General features: G+C 59.1%; 14 protein-coding genes and 4 pseudogenes. 8 read left to right on the forward strand and 10 right to left on the reverse strand.

The annotated features are described in order from the left end of the window. Positions 1-55 precede the first annotated feature (55 nt). Positions 56-856 carry an SDR family NAD(P)-dependent oxidoreductase gene (locus ACX3YD_RS32360; RefSeq protein WP_458962135.1) on the reverse strand — a complete coding sequence of 267 codons (801 nt, stop codon included), beginning with the start codon at positions 854-856 and terminating at the stop codon, positions 56-58. Positions 857-1,165: 309 nt separating this feature from the next. On the opposite strand from ACX3YD_RS32360, the gene ACX3YD_RS32365 reads away from it, so the two are divergent. Continuing rightward, positions 1,166-3,031, forward strand: coding sequence for a sigma-54-dependent Fis family transcriptional regulator (locus ACX3YD_RS32365; RefSeq protein WP_458962136.1), 1,866 nt, complete (start codon positions 1,166-1,168; stop codon positions 3,029-3,031). 144 nt (positions 3,032-3,175) lie between these two features. Further along, the gene (locus tag ACX3YD_RS32370; protein WP_458962137.1) at positions 3,176-3,760 is read left to right on the forward strand and encodes a carboxymuconolactone decarboxylase family protein; all 585 of its coding nucleotides are present in this window, start codon (positions 3,176-3,178) and stop codon (positions 3,758-3,760) included. Between the two features lie 39 nt (positions 3,761-3,799). Here the strand turns inward: ACX3YD_RS32370 and ACX3YD_RS32375 are convergent, their stop codons facing one another. From ACX3YD_RS32375 to ACX3YD_RS32400, 6 genes are read right to left on the reverse strand one after another with little or no spacing between them, the layout of a single operon-like run. Next, positions 3,800-4,744 (reverse strand): electron transfer flavoprotein subunit alpha/FixB family protein, encoded by a 945-nt coding sequence (locus ACX3YD_RS32375; protein WP_458962138.1) that lies wholly within the window; start codon positions 4,742-4,744, stop codon positions 3,800-3,802. Then, positions 4,744-5,493 (reverse strand): electron transfer flavoprotein subunit beta/FixA family protein, encoded by a 750-nt coding sequence (locus tag ACX3YD_RS32380; RefSeq protein WP_458962139.1) that lies wholly within the window; start codon positions 5,491-5,493, stop codon positions 4,744-4,746. The genes ACX3YD_RS32375 and ACX3YD_RS32380 overlap by 1 nt, the downstream gene beginning before the upstream one ends. A 21-nt stretch (positions 5,494-5,514) precedes the next feature. Then, positions 5,515-6,753, reverse strand: coding sequence for a CaiB/BaiF CoA transferase family protein (locus tag ACX3YD_RS32385; protein WP_458962140.1), 1,239 nt, complete (start codon positions 6,751-6,753; stop codon positions 5,515-5,517). Between the two features lie 26 nt (positions 6,754-6,779). Further along, on the reverse strand, positions 6,780-7,982 hold the full coding sequence (locus ACX3YD_RS32390) for a 3-oxoadipyl-CoA thiolase (protein ID WP_458962141.1): 1,203 nt from the start codon (positions 7,980-7,982) through the stop codon (positions 6,780-6,782). Between the two features lie 22 nt (positions 7,983-8,004). Then, the gene (locus tag ACX3YD_RS32395) at positions 8,005-9,534 is read right to left on the reverse strand and encodes a 3-hydroxyacyl-CoA dehydrogenase (protein WP_458962142.1); all 1,530 of its coding nucleotides are present in this window, start codon (positions 9,532-9,534) and stop codon (positions 8,005-8,007) included. 2 nt (positions 9,535-9,536) lie between these two features. After that, positions 9,537-10,322, reverse strand: coding sequence for an enoyl-CoA hydratase (locus ACX3YD_RS32400; RefSeq protein WP_458962143.1), 786 nt, complete (start codon positions 10,320-10,322; stop codon positions 9,537-9,539). Between the two features lie 236 nt (positions 10,323-10,558). Here ACX3YD_RS32400 and ACX3YD_RS32405 point away from each other — a divergent pair, with 236 nt between their 5' ends. Both ACX3YD_RS32405 and ACX3YD_RS32410 read left to right on the forward strand, forming a co-directional pair. Beyond that, positions 10,559-11,425, forward strand: a complete 867-nt coding sequence (locus tag ACX3YD_RS32405; RefSeq protein ID WP_458962144.1) for an IclR family transcriptional regulator — start codon at positions 10,559-10,561, stop codon at positions 11,423-11,425. A 60-nt stretch (positions 11,426-11,485) separates the two neighbouring features. After that, complete coding sequence (locus ACX3YD_RS32410; RefSeq protein ID WP_458962145.1) at positions 11,486-12,640, forward strand: acyl-CoA dehydrogenase family protein; 1,155 nt, start codon at positions 11,486-11,488, stop codon at positions 12,638-12,640. A gap of 40 nt (positions 12,641-12,680) precedes the next feature. Here ACX3YD_RS32410 and ACX3YD_RS32415 read toward each other — a convergent pair whose 3' ends face one another. Continuing rightward, on the reverse strand, positions 12,681-13,247 hold the full coding sequence (locus ACX3YD_RS32415) for a hypothetical protein (RefSeq protein WP_458962146.1): 567 nt from the start codon (positions 13,245-13,247) through the stop codon (positions 12,681-12,683). Positions 13,248-13,444: 197 nt separating this feature from the next. On the opposite strand from ACX3YD_RS32415, the pseudogene ACX3YD_RS32420 reads away from it, so the two are divergent. Further along, positions 13,445-13,800 (forward strand): annotated as a pseudogene (locus ACX3YD_RS32420) (cytochrome D ubiquinol oxidase subunit II); the annotation flags it as partial. Positions 13,801-13,869: 69 nt separating this feature from the next. On the opposite strand, the gene recX reads toward ACX3YD_RS32420, so the two are convergent. Both recX and ACX3YD_RS32430 read right to left on the reverse strand, forming a co-directional pair. Further along, positions 13,870-14,334: a recombination regulator RecX gene (gene recX, locus ACX3YD_RS32425; protein WP_458962147.1), complete on the reverse strand. Its 465-nt coding sequence runs from the start codon at positions 14,332-14,334 to the stop codon at positions 13,870-13,872. 11 nt (positions 14,335-14,345) lie between these two features. Then, positions 14,346-14,780: pseudogene (locus ACX3YD_RS32430) on the reverse strand (recombinase RecA family protein); the annotation flags it as partial. Between the two features lie 277 nt (positions 14,781-15,057). Between ACX3YD_RS32430 and ACX3YD_RS32435 the strand changes: the two are divergent. The 3 genes and pseudogenes from ACX3YD_RS32435 to ACX3YD_RS32445 all read left to right on the forward strand — a co-directional run. Then, positions 15,058-15,638: pseudogene (locus tag ACX3YD_RS32435) on the forward strand (IS630 family transposase); the annotation flags it as partial. Positions 15,639-15,730: 92 nt separating this feature from the next. Further along, a complete protein-coding gene (locus tag ACX3YD_RS32440) occupies positions 15,731-16,102 on the forward strand; it encodes an HAD domain-containing protein (protein WP_458962148.1) in 372 nt (123 codons plus the stop codon). A 60-nt stretch (positions 16,103-16,162) separates the two neighbouring features. Next, positions 16,163-17,776, forward strand: a pseudogene (locus ACX3YD_RS32445) (restriction endonuclease); the annotation flags it as partial. Between the last annotated feature and the right edge of the window lie 8 nt (positions 17,777-17,784).

Consider the following 17,784-nt stretch of genomic DNA (forward strand, 5'->3'; position numbering starts at 1 on the left):
GAAATTCGAACTCGATAGTTGAAATTAGCGGGCCAGTTGCGACCCGCTCGCTCACTTACAGCGAGAAGCCGCCATCCACTGCAATGGCTTGGCCGGTGACGTGCGGTGCGCAGGCGAGATAAACCGCCAGCTGACCCATGTCCTCAACGGTTTGTGCTTCGCCTTGAGGCAACAGTGCTGACTGATGGCGTTCCCAGGATTGCTCTTCGGTTTCACCCGGTTCAGCCCAGCGGCCGGACAGGCCGGTTTCACCACGCCACATGCCTGTGCCCACCACACCTGGGCAAAGCGCATTGACGGTGATGCCCTCACGGGCGACTTCTTTGGCGAACGCGTTAGAGAAACCGATAACAGCGAACTTTGAGGCGCTGTAGTGAGACAGGTCGGGAAAGCCGACCTTGCCTGCAATTGATGCCAAATTGATGATGCGTCCGAACTTGTGCTCACGCATCAGCCGCAGCTCTGCCTGGCAGCAGAGGAAGACGCCACGTACGTTGATATTCATGATGCGGTCCCACTCGCTAACGGCGAGCTCTTCGACCTTACCCAAACTCACTACACCGGCGTTGTTAACAGCTACATCCAGACGACCGAAGTGCTCGCGCACTTGCTCAATCATTTCCTTCACGCTTTCTGGCTGACCTACATCCACCTGCAACGCGACGGCGCGACGACCCAACGCACGAACAGCAGCGGCGGCTTCTTCCGCGATGTTGATATCGTAATCGGCGAGCACCAGGTCCGCACCGGCCTTAGCGAGGCTCAACGCGATACCTTGACCGATACCGCGCCCAGCCCCTGTAACCAAGGCAACTTTGCCGACCAGGGAGAAATTGACAGCAATAGATTCACTCATGACATGCCTCTAATTATTCTTGTTGGGATGCGACCGCTCATGTCGGTTCGCTGATAAACGCTTCAGCAAGGTAGATGCCAATATCGTAAAAACGACCTGAAAGCAGCGTTTTAGAGCCGCCATACCATTTATGAAGGTTATGTGTGCAGGGAGTCGATTAAGACGTTATGTGTCTCGGTAAGTGAGACGGCGAGAGACGCTGAGACGTTATGTCTCGCGCACAGGACGTAAAACGAATCCGCTTGTCGCGCTGCGTGAACGCGCATTAAATGTGTCCTACAAAAAACAAGACAACCATGCGGAGGTTTTATGTCCTCTGGCTACTCAAAAGCTCACAACGAACATGTGAGCCGAGTGCTACGCACTGCCCAAAGCGCCCCGACTATGCCGATTCCTAGCAGTATTGTTGATTCGTGGCGCCGTTCCGTACTGCATCAAGTTGACCCCGGTTCCTTGCAGGGGCCGCGCGTGCTTGAAGCCCACCAGCTCAACGAACACCGCCAACGCATCGACGACTTCCTGCGCCTGGCCGGCGATGAGATTGGTCGCCTCCACCACCGCGTGCGCGACGCCGACTACTGCGTGATGCTCACCGACACCCTCGGCTGCACAGTCGACTACTGCATCGACTCCACCATCAAAGGCGAATACCGCCGCGCCGGTATCGACCTAGGCACCTGCTGGACCGAAGACGAAGAAGGCACCACCGCCGTGTGCGCCGTACTCGTCGACAAGCAACCGATCACCGTGCACAAGCACGACCACTTTCGCGCCGCCTTCATCGGCAACACCTGCTCCGCCGCCCCGGTGTTTTCCCCCAGCGGCGAGTTGTTCGCCGTGCTTGACGTGTCCGCCATCCGCTCCCCCGACGACCGCCGCAGCCAACACCTGATTCGGCAAATGGTGATCCAGAGCGCCGCCGAAATCGAAAACGCCTACTTCATGTACAGCACCCAGGACCTCTGGGTACTGCGCGCCCACGCCCTGCCCGGCTACGTCGACAGCCAGCCCCAGTTCCTGTTCGCCTGGGACAGCGACGGCGTTATCCAAGCCCTAAACCCCGCCGCCCGCCGCTTACTGATTCAACGCCATGGCCGCATCCCGCTCACCGCCCAAGAAGCCTTCGCCTCGGCACGGCTTCCCAACGCCAGCGACGACAGCTTTCACTACCTGCCAACCCTAGACCTACACGTACGTCTCAAAGCCCCACGGCGCACAACCTTCGTACCCACCACCAGCAAAGTCGTCGAAGCTCTCGACCCCAAAGTCGCCCAAGCGCTTGAGTTGGCCGTACGCGTAAAAGACCGCGGCCTGCCCGTGCTTATCCACGGCGAAACCGGCGCCGGCAAAGAACACTTCGCCCTCCAGCTGCACAGCGCGAGCAAACGCAAAGACAAACCCTTCGTCGCCGTTAACTGCGCGGCCATTCCAGAGAACCTGATCGAAAGCGAACTGTTCGGCTATACCGCCGGCGCCTTCACCGGCGCCAACAGCAAAGGCATGCGCGGCCTGCTGCAACAAGCTGACGGCGGCACATTGTTCCTCGACGAAATCGGCGACATGCCGTTGATGTTGCAAACCCGCCTGCTGCGCGCATTAAGCGAAGGCGAGGTGTCACCTCTGGGCGCCTCCCGCCCGCAACACATCGATATCCAGGTGGTCTGCGCCAGCCACCGCGACCTGGCAGCCCTGGTCGAACAAGGCACCTTCCGCGAAGACCTCTACTTCCGCCTCAGCGGTGCCCGATTCGAAATCCCGCCGCTGCGCGAACGCACCGATAAGCTGGCGCTGATTAACAAGCTGCTCGACGAAGAATGCGAGCGTTCTGGAGAGCGTTTCGGGCTAAGCGATGCAGCCCTGGAAATGCTGTTGAACCACAACTGGCCGGGCAATATGCGGCAGCTGCACCACGCGCTGCGGTATGCGTGTGCAGTGTGTGCCGGGCAGGTAATTGGTGTGCAAGATTTGCCGGTCACGCTGGGTGCGAGTACACCCGTGATTGGCATGGAAACAGCGGCGGGAAGTCCTGAGCGGCAGGCTTTGATTGATGCGTTGGTGCGCAATCGGTGGAAGCCGGTGCTGGCGGCGCAGGAACTGGGGATTTCGCGGGCTACGTTGTATCGGCGGGTGAGTCAGCATGGCATTCATATGCCGGGTAAGGGGTCTTACAACTAGTCGATTACCAACAGAACGTGCAAAGGTCTATTACGCGCTGGCGCCCGCATTACGGTGAACCATTGGGTTGGCAGCAAGTTCCATTGGTAGGCCTGCGCGGCAACCCTCCGCGCTCCGATCGACGTGAACCTCCAGGAGTGCCTGATGGCCGACCCTACCCGCTCCACCGACCCGATCAGTTCAACCGTCGAAATCGACTACCCCGACTTCACACAGCTGCCGGAACACGTGCGCGACACGTTCGAGAAGCTCCCCACCAAAGTTAATTTCTTTCGCATGCTGGGCTACAGTCCTGGCGCGTTTGTTTCCATGATGGACTTGACCAACGCCATATTCAGAGACCTGACGATCTCCGATTACCACAAGGAGCTGATGGTGCTACTGGTGGCTGCCCACGAGCAGGTGGCTTACGAATGGGAGCAGCACGTATCCATCGCCCAGGTGGCCGGCGTGCGCCCCGAGCAGTTTGTGGCCATTGCTGAACACCGCCTGGAAGATATGCAGGTGTTTAAGGAAGACGAGCGCGTGTTGCTGCGCTTTGGTCAGGCCATTCTCGAGCAGGGCAAGGCGCCGGGCGTACTGTTCAAACACGCGCTAAAGCACTTCTCGCTTCAGGAATTGAGCGACGCCATTATTGTGCTCGGCTACTACCGGATGTTGTCGGGCTATATCCAGACCTTCAATATCGCCATTGACGCGCAAACCGACGGCAACTGGATTAAGGGCTAAGAACCATTTTGGCGCCGGGCAATAGCTCGGCGCCGCAGCTCAAATGGTTTGCTCTAACGCCGGAATCGCCTCAAACAAATCCGCCACCAACCCGTAATCCGCCACCTGGAAGATCGGTGCTTCTTCGTCTTTGTTGATCGCGACGATGACTTTGGAGTCCTTCATGCCCGCCAAGTGCTGGATGGCACCGGAGATGCCGACCGCGATGTACAGCTGCGGTGCGACGATCTTGCCGGTTTGGCCAACCTGCATGTCGTTTGGCACGAAGCCGGCGTCCACTGCAGCGCGCGAAGCACCTACAGCAGCGCCGAGTTTGTCGGCCAGCGAGTACAGGTGTTTGAAGTTGTCACCGTTCTGCATGCCACGACCGCCGGAAACGACGATTTTGGCAGCGGTCAGTTCAGGACGGTCAGACTTGGCCAACTCTTCGCCCACGAAGGACGACTTGCCAGCATCGCTCGGGCCGCACACTGCTTCAACAGCGGCAGAACCGCCTTCAGCAGAGACTGGATCGAAACCGGTGGAACGCACGGTGATCACTTTTACGGCAGCCGAAGACTGCACGGTAGCGATAGCGTTACCGGCGTAGATCGGACGCTTAAAGGTGTCGGCGCTTTCTACCGAAATGATCTCGGAGATTTGGTCAACGTCCAGCGCAGCAGCAACGCGCGGCAGGATGTTTTTGCCGTTCGACGTAGCGCTGGCCAGGATGTGGCTGTAGCTCTTGCCCTGCTCTCCATTTACAAGAGCAGCGATCAGCGGCGCAACGTTTTCCGGCAGCTGGTGAGCGTAAGCAGCATTGTCGGCTACCAGCACTTTCGAAACACCAGCGATTTTTGCAACAGCTTCAGCAGCGGCCCCAACATAGCTGCCGGCTACCAGTACATGAATGTCACCCCCGATTTTTGCAGCAGCAGCCACAGTGTTCAGGGTGGCAGGTGCCAGGGCAGCGTTCGAGTGTTCAGCGATAACTAGGATAGTCATTAGATTACCTTTGCCTCGTTCTTCAATTTCTCAACCAGCTCAGCTACCGACTTCACCTTGATGCCGGCGCTGCGAGCAGCTGGGGCTTCAACTTTCAGGGTTTTGACGGTGGACGAGGTGGAGATGCCAAGTGCATCCGGAGTAACAACTTCCAGCGGCTTTTTCTTGGCTTTCATGATGTTCGGCAGCGACGCGTAGCGCGGTTCGTTCAGGCGCAGGTCGGTGGTAACGATTGCCGGCAGGTTCAACGCAACGGTCTGCAGACCGCCGTCGATTTCGCGGGTTACGTTGACCTTGTCGCCAGCTACTTCAACCTTGGAGGCGAAAGTGCCTTGGGCGTAGCCGCTGAGGGCAGCCAGCATCTGGCCAGTCTGGTTGTTGTCACTGTCGATCGCTTGTTTGCCGAGGATGACCAGCGAAGGCTGCTCTTTATCGACTACAGCTTTGAGCAGCTTGGCCACGGCGAGCGAGTTCAGCTCTTCCGCGGTGTCGACCAGAATGGCACGGTCAGCACCCAAAGCCAGCGCAGTGCGCAGTTGCTCTTGAGCGGTGGTCGGGCCGATGGAAACTACGACGATCTCTGTCGCCACGCCTTTTTCTTTCAGGCGGACGGCTTCTTCTACCGCGATTTCGCAGAAGGGATTCATCGACATTTTGACGTTGGCGAGATCAACGCCGGAGTTGTCCGCTTTGACGCGAACTTTGACGTTGTAATCGACCACACGCTTGATCGCTACGAGGACTTTCATAAACGCTCCAGTTGGAAAAATTCAACGGTTGCCGAGCTGCTCGATAATGCCTTGGGCTTTGAGCTGCGCCAGGCGTTCATCGTCCAGACCCAGCTCGCGTTTGAGCACTTCATCGGTGTGTTCGCCGAGCATCGGTGCCGGGCGCAGGTATTCGACCGGGGTGCCTGACAACTTGATGGGGCTGCCCACGGTGACAAAGTCGGCTTTCAACGGGTGAGGAATATTCACCAGCATGTTGCGGGCGAGCATCTGCGGTTCATCCAGCGCCTGGGCGATGCTGTTGATGGCACCAACCGGCACGCCCTGCAGGTGTATGCGCCCTACCCACTCGTCTGCGCTGGCGCCGAGGAAATGCTTGGCCAGAATGGCGACGATGGCTTCGCGGTTGCTGACGCGGTCGGCGTTGCGGGCAAAGCGTGGATCGTTCGGCAGGTCGGGCAAACCAATGGCGGTGCACAGCGCGACAAACTGCGAGTCGTTGCCGCAGGCGATGATGAAGTCACGGTCACTGGCGCGGAATACCTGGTATGGCACGATGTTGGCGTGGGCGTTGCCGTAGCGGCCTGGCGGCTTTCCGGACGCCAGGTAGTTCTGGCTTTGGTTGCACAGGGTGGCTAACTGTACATCGAGCAGGGCCATGTCGACATGTTGGCCGAGGCCGGTTTTTTCTCGGCTCAGCAGCGCGGCCTGAATGGCCACTGTCGAGTACAGGCCGGTCATCAAGTCAGCAAAGGCCACGCCTACTTTTTGTGGGCCGCCACCGGGCAGATCGTCGCGTTCGCCGGTGATGCTCATCAGGCCGCCCATGCCCTGGATAATGAAGTCGTAACCGGGCTCTGCAGCACGCGGGCCTGTCTGGCCGAAGCCGGTGACCGAGCAGTACACCAGGCGTGGATTGATCGCAGCGAGGCTGGCGTAGTCCAGGCCGTACTTGGCCAGGGAGCCTGCCTTGTAGTTTTCGATCAATACGTCGCAACTGGCGGCCAGGGCGCGGATCATTTCTTGCCCTTCGGGGCTGGCGATATTCAGCGCCACCGACAGTTTGCCGCGGTTGGTTGATTGGTAGTACGACGCCTCGCCGGAGGACTCGGCGTTTTGCCCTTTCATCCAGGGTGGCCCCCAGCCACGGGTGTCATCACCCGCACCAGGGCGTTCAATTTTGATCACTTCGGCACCCAGGTCAGCCAGGGTTTGGCCACACCAGGGGCCAGCGAGTACGCGGCTCAAATCCAGCACGCGAAATCCAGTCAAAGCACCCATTTCAATTCACCTTTGCTTGCGTGCGCTTACACACGTTCGATGACCATCGCCAGGCCTTGGCCGACGCCGATACACAGGCTCACCACCGCATAGCGTTTGCCAGTGTGTTGCAAGGCACGTGCAGTGCTCAGTGCCAGCCGCGCGCCAGAAGCGCCCAGCGGGTGGCCAACGGCGATGGCGCCGCCGTTGGGGTTTACTCGTGGGTCGTCGAAGGCGACGTTCAGGCCCTTCAGGCAACCCAGCACCTGGCTGGCGAAGGCTTCGTTGATTTCGATGATATCCATGTCCGCCAGGGTCAGCTCGGCGCGTGCCAGGGCTTTGTGAATGGCTTCGACCGGCCCCACGCCCATGATGCGTGGCGCAACGCCCGCCGCAGCGGCAGACAGAATGCGCGCCATCGGCACCAGGCCGTGACGCTCGCCCGCTGCGGCTGAACCAATCAACAAGGCCGCTGCGCCGTCGTTAACGCCAGAAGCGTTGCCGGCAGTCACCACGCCGCCTTCGGAAAGCGGCTTCAGGCGGGCCAGGGCTGCCAGGTCCGATTGCGGGCGCGGATGTTCATCATGTTCCACCACGTTGGGTGGGGACTTGCGCCCGGTCGGCACGCTCACGGCAACCAACTCGTCCTGGAAGAAGCCGGCACTGCGCGCAGCTTCATAGCGAGCTTGAGAGTTGGCGGCGAAGGTGTCGGCTTGCTCGCGGGTGATGGCGTATTCCTGGGCTACGTTGTCGCCGGTCTGCGGCATGGTGTCGTTACCAAACTCCGCGACGATTTTCGGGTTGGGAAAGCGTGCACCAATGGTGCTGTCGAACACCGTCAGCTCGCGACTATAAGCCGCCTCGGCTTTGGCCATGACGAAGGGGGCGCGGGACATGCTTTCCACACCGCCCGCCACAAACAGATCGCCTTCTTTGCAGGTGACGGCGCGGGCAGCATCAATCACTGCAGCCAGGCCGCTGGCGCACAAGCGGTTTACGGTTTGGCCCGGGACGGTCACTGGCAAACCCGCCAGCAGCGCGGCGTGGCGGGCAATGTTGCGGCTGTCTTCACCGGCCTGGTTGGTGTTGCCGAGAATCACGTCCTCAATAGCTTCGCCGGGAATGGCGTGGCGGGACAGCAGTTCGCGAATAACGTTGGCAACTAGATCGTCGGGGCGAACCGGTGCAAGCGCGCCGCCGTGGCGGCCGAAGGGGGTTCGTAATCCGGCAAAAATGTAGGCGTCGAGCATTGAGAAATCCTGGCGTTGAAAGTCAGTTAAGGGACGGTTCGGTATGGCGCAGCGACAGGCCAAGGGTGGCGCGGCGACGCAACCAGGGGCCAGGGCGATAGCGAGGGTCGCCTGTGAGCTGTGTCATGCGCTCAAGTACGGTGTGCAAGCGCTTGGGGCCGACACTGTCGCCCCACGCCAGCGGACCTTGCGGATAACCCAGGCCGCGGCGCACGCCCTCATCCAGGTCATCCACGCTGGCGATGCCTTGTTGCACGATATCGCCGGCGAGGTTGACGATCATGGCCAGCACGCGTTGGGCCACAAAGCCAACGCTGTCATTGATCACACTCACGCCCACGCCATCGCTGGCCAGCAGCGCATGGCCAGCGTCGCGCATGTCGCTGCGTGTGGCTGGGTTGAGCATCAGCGTGCGGTAGCGGGCGGTGTCCAACAACGGGTCGATGCACACGGTACGAGCGGCGTCAGTGCCAAACAGGCCAACGGCGCTGGTGGCGTCCAACCCGTAAGGCGCCAACAGGCACAGCGCTTCGCCACTGGGCTGGGCGCCCTCTTCCACTTGTGCGCCCAGTTGTTGCAGCAGTTCGCTAAAGCGGGTGTGGTCTTCTTTGTTCTCGGTACCTAGCCAAACCGGTGGCAGGCTGGTCACGCTCGGCACAGGTTGTGGCGCAGGAGGATCAATCATCTTGCCGTCGGCGTAACGGTAGAAGCCGCGGCCGACCTTGCGACCCACATAACCGGCGTCGAGCATTTGCCGGGTTAGCGCTGCCGGTCGATACCGCGGTTCTTGGTAGAACTGGTTGTAGATCGACTCGATCACCGGGTGGGAGACGTCCAGCGCCGTCAGGTCAAACAACTCCAACGGCCCCATGCGAAAGCCCAGACCTTCACGCAGGATGCGGTCTATTTCAGCCGGCTCGGTAACGCTTTCCTTGAGAATCTGCAGGGCTTCGGTGCTGTATGCGCGGCCGGCGTGGTTGATGATAAAACCGGGGGTGTCTTTGGCGCGGATGCCGCGATGGCCCATGCGGGTGGCCAGCGCTTGCAGGCAATCGCCCACCAGTGGGTCTGTGGCCAAGCCGTCGATGACCTCGACCACTTTCATCAGTGGCACCGGGTTGAAGAAGTGAAAGCCTGCCACTCGCTGCGGTACACGGCAGTTGCGTGCGATGGTAGTGACCGACAGCGACGAGGTATTGGTGGCCAGAATGCAGGTGTCCGCTACCACGGCTTCAAGGTCGGCAAGTAGAGCTTGCTTCGCGTCAAGGCGCTCGATGATGGCTTCTACCACCAGGTCGACGTCGCCCAGCTCGGCAAGCACCGTTGCCACCTGAACCCGGGAAAGCGTCGCCAGCGCATCGGCAAACGGAATCTTGCCCTTCTCTACCAGCTTGTCCAGCGTGCCTTTCAGGGTGTCACGCGCGGCTTGCGCGGCGCCTTCGCGGTTGTCGAATAACATCACGCGCACACCTGCCTGGGCGGCGATCTGGGCAATGCCGGTGCCCATGATGCCGGCGCCGACTACAGCCATCTGATTAATGGTGCGTGTCATGGTCACTCTCCCGAGAAGATCGCTTTGCGTTTTTCCAGGAAGGCTTGAGCGCCCTCTTTCTGGTCACTTGAATCGAATAGCAGCTGGAAGGCTTTGCGCTCCAGCACCAAAGCGCTTTCCAGCGGCAGGTCGGCGCCGGCGAGCATCACTTCTTTGATTTGCGCGACGGCCAGTGGTGGCAGTGCGGCAATTTCAGCGGCTAGTTCCAGCGCGCGGTCGATGGTCTGTTCGTCGTCCACCACTTCACTGAGCATGCCTATGGCCAAGGCTTGTTGGGCCGACACCAGGCAGCCGGTCAAAGCAATGCGCATGGCTTGAAATTTACCTACCGCGCGTATCAGTCGCTGGGTACCACCGGCACCCGGCATCAGGCCGAGCTTCACTTCCGGCTGGCCAAAGCGCGCCGAGGCGCCGGCCACGATCAGGTCGCAGTGCATAGCCAGCTCGCAGCCGCCACCCAGGGCAAAACCGTTGACCGCAGCGATAATCGGCTTGGGGCAGCGCGAGATGGCTTCCCATAGCAGCTCGGTGTGGCGCAGGTACATTTCGATTGGGCTGGCTTGGGCGAACTCGCGGATGTCCGCCCCCGCTACGAAGCACTTCTCACCGCCAGTCAACACGATGGCGCGCACCTTTGGGTTGCGGGCGACGGCGCGGAAGTGCTCGGCCAGTTGTTCGCGCACGGCGCCATTAAGGGCGTTCTTTGCTTCTGGCCGGTCGATGCGCACAACGGCGACACCGTCTTGGCGAATATCCAGATGCACTACAGATTCAGGTTGCTGACTCATACCCACCTCTAAAAATGTTTCGCCATACGAAATTGCATTCCGTATTTAAGAAATATCATAGAGATGGCCCGGTTTTTATGTAAACAAAAAATCCAAACTATTTAATTAAAGTGTTTATTTACAACTACTTACGCTACATAAAAACAGCGTTTCAATTTCAAATCCGACTAATCTATAATTTCGTCAGACGAAATACGATTTTATTTTCTTGCATTTTCCAAAAGTGGGGTTCTAACATGGCTCGCAACAAAGCGGATCAGCAGAACGCTGAGAGCAGCACGGGAGCGGATGAAATCGGCTTACTGAAGATGGGCATGCTCGACCCGGCCACGGCGCTCGGCGAGGACGAAGCCGGTGGCCAATTTGTCACCGCGCTGGCCCGTGGCCTGGAACTGATGCGCTGCTTTACCCCGCGCGACAGCGTGCTGGGTAATCAGGATTTGGCACGCATGACCGGTCTGCCGAAACCGACTGTCACGCGCTTGACCAACACCCTGATGCGCCTGGGCTGCCTCAAGCGTGAAGTGCATTCGGGCAAGTACCAACTAGATGTCGGCGTGCTGGGGTTTGGCTACGCCATGCTGACCAATCTGTCGATTCGTTCGGTGGCCCATCCGCTGATGGAAGAACTGGCCAACCACGCGCAAGCCGCCGTGGCGATGGCAGCCCGAGACCGCTTGCAGATGGTTTATCTGGATGTGGTGCAGGGCCAAGGCAACACCACGATGCGCCGCCAGATCGGCAGTTATCTGCCCCTGGCGCAAAGCTCGGCAGGCCGTGCGTGCCTGGCGGCGATGCCAGAGAGCGAACGGGAGTTTTTGCTCGACCATATTCGCCAACGCGAAGCAGACCAATGGCCGGCCATTCGCAAAGGCCTGGACCGTGCGTTTCGCGATTACACCGATTACGGCTTCTGCCTGTCGATCGGCGAATGGCACCGCGACGTCAACTCCGTTGCCGTGCCGTTGTTACACCCGCAGTTCGGGTTACTGACCTTCAACTGCGGTGGCCCGAGCTTTCAACTGCCACGGGACAAGCTTGCAGACGATATCGGGCCTCGCCTGATCAACATGGTTAACAACATTGGCGCCGCTGCCCTGTAACCGTTCAGGGATCGGCGCCCCTTACGAAATAGGCCCACGTGTTGGGCCACAGGAGCGCACATGATCCGTGATACCGAAACCTTGCAGATACTGGTGGATTCGCTTCGCCAGTTCGTCAACGAAGTGCTGATTCCCCGTGAAAACGAGGTGGCCGAGACTGACGCGATTCCTGCCGATATCGTCGATCAGATGCGCGACATGGGCCTGTTTGGTTTAACCATTCCGGAGGAATACGGCGGCCTGGGCGTGACCATGGAAGAAGAGGTGAACATCGCCTTTGAACTAGGCCGCACCTCGCCGGCGTTTCGCTCCTACATCGGCACCAACAACGGCATCGGCTCCATCGGGATCTTGCTCGACGGCACCGAAGAACAACGCCAGCACTACCTGCCCATACTGGCCAGCGGCGAGCTGCTCAGCTCCTTCTGCCTGACTGAGCCAGACGCCGGCTCCGACGCTGGCTCGCTAAAAACCACCGCCGTGCGCGATGGCGATTTCTACGTTCTCAACGGCACCAAACGGTTTATTACCAATGCTCCCGAGGCCGGCATCTACACCGTGATGGCGCGCACCAACCCGGTGATCAAAGGTTCTGGCGGCATCAGCGCCTTTATTGTTGAGCGCGGCACCCCTGGCGTTGTACTGGGCAAAGCCGACCACAAAATGGGCCACAAAGGAGCCCACACCTGCGACGTGATTTTCGACAACGCCCGCGTGCCCGCCAGCCAACTCATCGGCGGCTTAGAAGGTGTCGGTTTTAAAACGGCGATGAAAGTCTTGGACAAAGGCCGTCTTCACATCGCGGCCCTCAGCGTCGGCGCTGCCGAGCGCATGCTCGACGACGCCCTGCACTACGCCCTGGACCGTAAGCAGTTCGGCCAACCCATCGCCGAATTCCAGTTGATCCAAGCCATGCTCGCAGACAGCAAAGCCGAGATCTACGCGGCCAAGTGCATGGTATTGGACGCTGCGCGCAAACGTGACTACGGTAAGAACGTCAGCACCGAGGCTTCATGCGCGAAGATGTTCTCCACTGAAATGTGTGGCCGAGTGGCTGATCGTTGCGTGCAAATCCACGGCGGTGCGGGCTACGTCAGCGAGTACGCCATTGAGCGGTTCTACCGTGATGTGCGGTTATTCCGGATCTACGAAGGTACGACGCAGATTCAACAGGTGGTGATTGCGCGGAATATGATTCGGGAAGCGCAGCGTTAACCAAGGTATGAGGCCTCGCGAGCGGGGCCTTTGCAGTTACCTACCAAGTTAGCGTGGGGGACTTCGAGCAGATAATTAACTGCTTGCTACCTCGAGTCATTGCGACGTAAAGGTTTTTAGCATTCATCTTCTCGGGCTCGAGAATTATGGCTACGTCAGCTTCGAGCCCTTTCAGCAGCAAGGTACTTCCCACGGATTTGGAGTTCATCGTACGAGGCATATGCCGAAAGCGCTCTCGCTCCCGTACAACAGCTTCTTGGAATGTAAATGTCCCGCTTACTGCTCGGAGCGCCCTCGAACATAACCGAACAATGTCGGGTCGGAACGCGAAAACACCAGCAGCTTTTTGAAAAGCATCCAACATATCGGCGGCACTTCGATGCGAGGGCGCGCCCAAGTACGCCAACGCAATAGCCTCAATCTTTGTGGCGCTAGTCTTCGCCCTCCCCCCATGCAAAGAACGGCTCCGCGCAATCAACTGCACAGGAGATAGCCCTGATAACAACGTGCCAAAGAAGGCCACTGCATCGTCCAACGACGATTCTGCGGCTGGATCAAATGCTGCAGCAAACTTCATGAAATCCACCATGTCATTTGCTTCAACCATTGTCGCTCGTGCTCTCCTAGCAGTTTCCCATTGAGCTTCCTTGTTTTTCGAGTCAGCAATAATTAGGGCTGAGCCCGAAAATTTTCGCTTCGCAATTGTCAGCCGCGTTTCACTCATTTGCGCTGGCGTGCCTTCAATGCAAACCCATTCCACGCCCTTAGGGGCCTTGGAAAGATCAATCGAACCGCTAGCAAGGCAACGGTTACATCCTGACGAGCGATATGAACCGATGCGACTGGTGCACAGCGCCGAAGAAGCGGCCGAGGAAATTGCCCAGCTATATCGTAACTATCACTCCAGCCGACTGCTCAAGGATCGCTTCGTGATCCGCCTGAACCATGCGCTAAATGATACAGCCATGCAGCTGTTGAACAGTGAGTTCGCCGAGCTGTGCCTGAGTGGCGGGTTCCGGCAGCAGCCACCTTCTGAGGCCGAACAGGACGAGCCTGAATTGCGCCACCTGACTCGCCTGGCGTTCGCCTTTAATGGCCGCGACCATGGCCGCTTGCGTGAGTTGCTCAACCTGATCAACCTACCGCAACACTGGGCCTGACCCTATCGTTGCGACAGGACAACCCAGGGCACCCTTAAGCCATGTGTGGCTTAAGGGTGCCAGCCTCGCTTAATCATCCAACGCACCACGTAACAGACGACCAATAAGCTCCAGGGGATAGCCGCGATAACTGAGAAAACGCCCTTGTTGGGCACGCTCGCAGGCGTCGCCAGGCAACTGGCCGGCAAACTTGCGGCGCCAGGTCTGTACCAGTTGCTCGCGCCAATCGATCCTGCTGTCGCGCAACGCCTGCTCGATGTCGTCCCGCGCCAAGCCCCGCTGCGCCAACTCTTCACGAATCCGCAACGGCCCGTATCCGGCACGCGCGCGGTAACTGACAAAACTCTCCAGATAGCGCGTCTCAGACAACAAGCCCTCTTCAGTCAGGCGGTCGAGGGCTTTGTCGATAAGGTCGGCGGAGGCGCCACGTTTGCGCAGTTTGCGCGTGAGCTCGACGCGCCCGTGCTCGCGGCGCGCCAGCAGGTCCATGACCGCCCGTCGCACGGCGGCGGGGTTATCGAGGATGACGAACATACTCGGCTAAATCAGGCGTCGGTTTCTGCGGCAACCAGATCAGCGGCACCAGCTTTCGCCGGAGTGGCGGGGACCAGCAATTTCTCGCGAATCATGCCTTCGATGGTGCGGGCTACTTCTGGGTTGTCTTCCAGGTACTTGGCTGAGTTGGCTTTGCCCTGACCGATCTTACTGCCCTGGTAGCTGTACCAGGCACCGGACTTCTCCAGCAGGCCCTGTTGCACGCCCAGATCGATGATCTCGCCGTTGCGGTAGATGCCCTTGCCGTAAAGGATCTGGAATTCGGCCTGACGGAACGGTGGCGCGACCTTGTTTTTAACCACCTTGTCCCGGGTTTCGCTACCGACTACTTCGTCGCCCTCTTTCACCGCACCAATGCGTCGGATATCCAGACGTACCGAGGCGTAGAACTTCAGAGCGTTACCGCTAGTCGTAGTTTCCGGGCTTACTGTCAGGCTCATCATCTGCTCCGTTTTTGACGTAGTTTTTCAACATCTTCTGAAATTTTTTCAGCTAAGTTGAAACGATGCTTTCCTGATTCATCGTCAACAACCATCGAGGACTCCGGGCACAACATTCGATACCGCTGAAGGTTTCCGTAGGCGCCAGTATAAGCTTCTGATTTATACAGACTATCGAAATTACCACCTAGTGTCCTGCCCCTGAAGTATTTGGCATTAATTGTGCTTGCCATTGCAGTGTCTTGAGACCGGAGATACCGCGATGAGAACAGGCAGACCGAAGGCCGAGTTGGTATTGAGTGAAGGCGAACGTTCGCAGCTGCAGTCGTTCGTCCGCAGCCGCTCTCTCCCAGCGGCACAGAGCACCCGGGCGCGCATCATCCTAGCAGTGCCGACGGCGAGTCGAACAAGGTGATTGCCGAACGGCTGGGGATAACCCAGGCCACTGTGGGTAAATGGCGCTCACGCTTCATCGAACGGCGCGCTGCTGGTCTCTACGATGACGTGCGTCCCGGTGCGCCGCGCACGATCGACGACGAACGCGTGGCGCAATTGATCAACACGACGCTGCACAGCAAGCCGGCAGATGGCTCGACGCACTGGAGCGTGCGCACGGTAGCCGCCGAAACTGGCATTTCCAAGAGCAGTGTGCAGCGCTACTTTCGGCTCTTCGGGCTGCAGCCGCATCGCACCGAAGGGTTCAAGCTGTCCAACGACCCGTTCTTCATCGAGAAGCTGCGCGACGTCGTGGGACTGTATCTGAGTTCGCCCGAAAATGCCTTGGTGCTTTGCGTCGACGAGAAGAGCCAGTGCCAAGCCCTGGAGCGCACGCAGCCGATGTTAACAGCTACCGCCAGCCCTTCCGCTGGGTCGCCACCGCAGATGAGATCCTAGAAAAGCTACATCGACTTTGTTCACGTATTACTGGGACTGTTGTGGCTGACGCCAGGGTTGTGCTGTCCACGAGTTGGGCTCGCCATCTCGGTTTCAGTCGTGCTCGCAAAGCGTTACCAGCCGATCTGGCAGCAGGGGTCGTTGGAGCCACTTGGCACTCTGCGATGGGCAAGGGCTGGCCTGACTACATTCCCCGGGACAATCAGACTCGATTCGAGCAGATAGCGGCCTATCTGAGCCGCCTCCCCGCCCCGGTGCCGTGGCTGGCATTAGATGATGACGATAGGGGGTGGCCCGATGCACAGCGCAGCAATCTGGTTCACACAGACGGAATGCTCGGGCTATCTGCTGCTGATGCTCAGACTGAGCTAATCAGCCGGCTACAACGTCTCAATAAACTTCCTTACCCATAGTAAACTCGCGCAATTTGGCGCAAGCAGCGCGCCTGGTGTAACCAAAAGGAATTTTCCCCGATGTCCGCCCTCTTTGCCCTGCTCAACACCTACCGCTCCACCTCTGTCACCGAACGCGAAAAGGGCACTTACTTTGAAGAGCTGATCTGCGCCTACCTGCGCAACGAAGCCACCTACCGCGATCTCTACGACAAGGTTTGGATGTACGGCGACTGGGCCAAAGAGCAAGGGCTGGATGGCCGCGACACAGGCATCGACCTGGTGGCGCGCACTCAGGGCACGGGCGAGTACCACGCCATCCAGTGCAAGCTGTACGCCGAGGACTACCGCGTCCAGAAGAAGGACATCGACAGCTTCTTTACCGCATCCGGCAAGGCTCCGTTCTCGCATCGCATCATCGTCACCACGACCAACAACTGGAGTGAGCACGCCGAGGATGCCCTTCAGGGCCAGCAGCCCCCTGTCAGCAAGATCGACCTGCAAGCCCTGGAAGAAAGCCAGATCGACTGGGCCAAGTACCAGCCCAACCAAGCTGTTGCCCTCAAGGCGCGCAAGCAACTGCGCGATCACCAGCAGACCGCATTGAACGCCACCGCTGCAGGCCTCAAAGATGCCGAGCGCGGCAAGTTGATCATGGCCTGCGGTACGGGCAAGACCTTCACCAGCTTGAAGATCGCCGAGCGCCTGGCAGGCAAGGGTAAGCGTGTCCTGTTCCTGGTCCCCAGCCTTTCGCTGCTGTCACAGACGCTCACCGAATGGACACAGGAAAGCGAAACCCCGTTGCATAGCTTCGCCGTTTGCTCCGACAGCGACGTAGGCAAGAAGCGCAAGGCCGACGAAGACACCGTACAGGTGTTCACTCACGAACTGCGCTACCCAGCCACCACCAAGGCGGATCGCCTCGCAGCGGAAATGCTCAAGCGCCACGATGCCGAGCACATGAGCGTGGTGTTCTCCACCTATCACTCCATCGACGTGATCAGCCGCGCCCAGCATGACTATGACCTGGCAGCGTTCGACCTGGTGATCTGCGATGAGGCGCACCGCACAACCGGCGCGACCTTTGACGATGATGACGAAAGCACCTTTGTGCGCATCCATGATGCCGACTACATCCGCGCTGCCAAACGCCTGTACATGACGGCCACGCCGCGCATCTATGGCGACAACGCCAAGATCAAGGCCGAGTCCGGTGAAGTCACCCTGTGCTCGATGGATGACGAGGCGCTGTATGGCAAAGAGTTGTTCGTCATCAACTTCTCCGAGGCCGTTCAGCGCGGCCTGCTCACAGACTACAAGGTGCTGGTACTCACGGTTGAAGAGAGCGTCATTAACCGTCGTCTCCAGGAGCTGCTGAAGGACGAAGACAACCAGCTAAAGGTGGACGACGCTGCCAAAATCGTCGGCTGCTGGAAGGCGCTGGCTAAACAGGGTCTCGCCGAAAACCTGGTGGGTGATGACCAGCCCATGAAGCGCGCTGTGGCCTTCTGTCAGGTCATCTCGCCCAACTACAAGGGCACCAAGCACAAGGTCAGCTCAGTAAACATCGCCAGCATGTTCCAGTCGGTGGTTGAGGCTTACCAGGAGTCCGAAAACATCGACGAAGCCTCGCGCATTATCTGCGAGGCCGAGCACGTCGATGGCGGCATGAATGCTAGCCAGAAGGAAGCCAAGCCCCAGCG

It is taken from the genome of Pseudomonas fluorescens group sp. PF-1 (assembly GCF_054481335.1).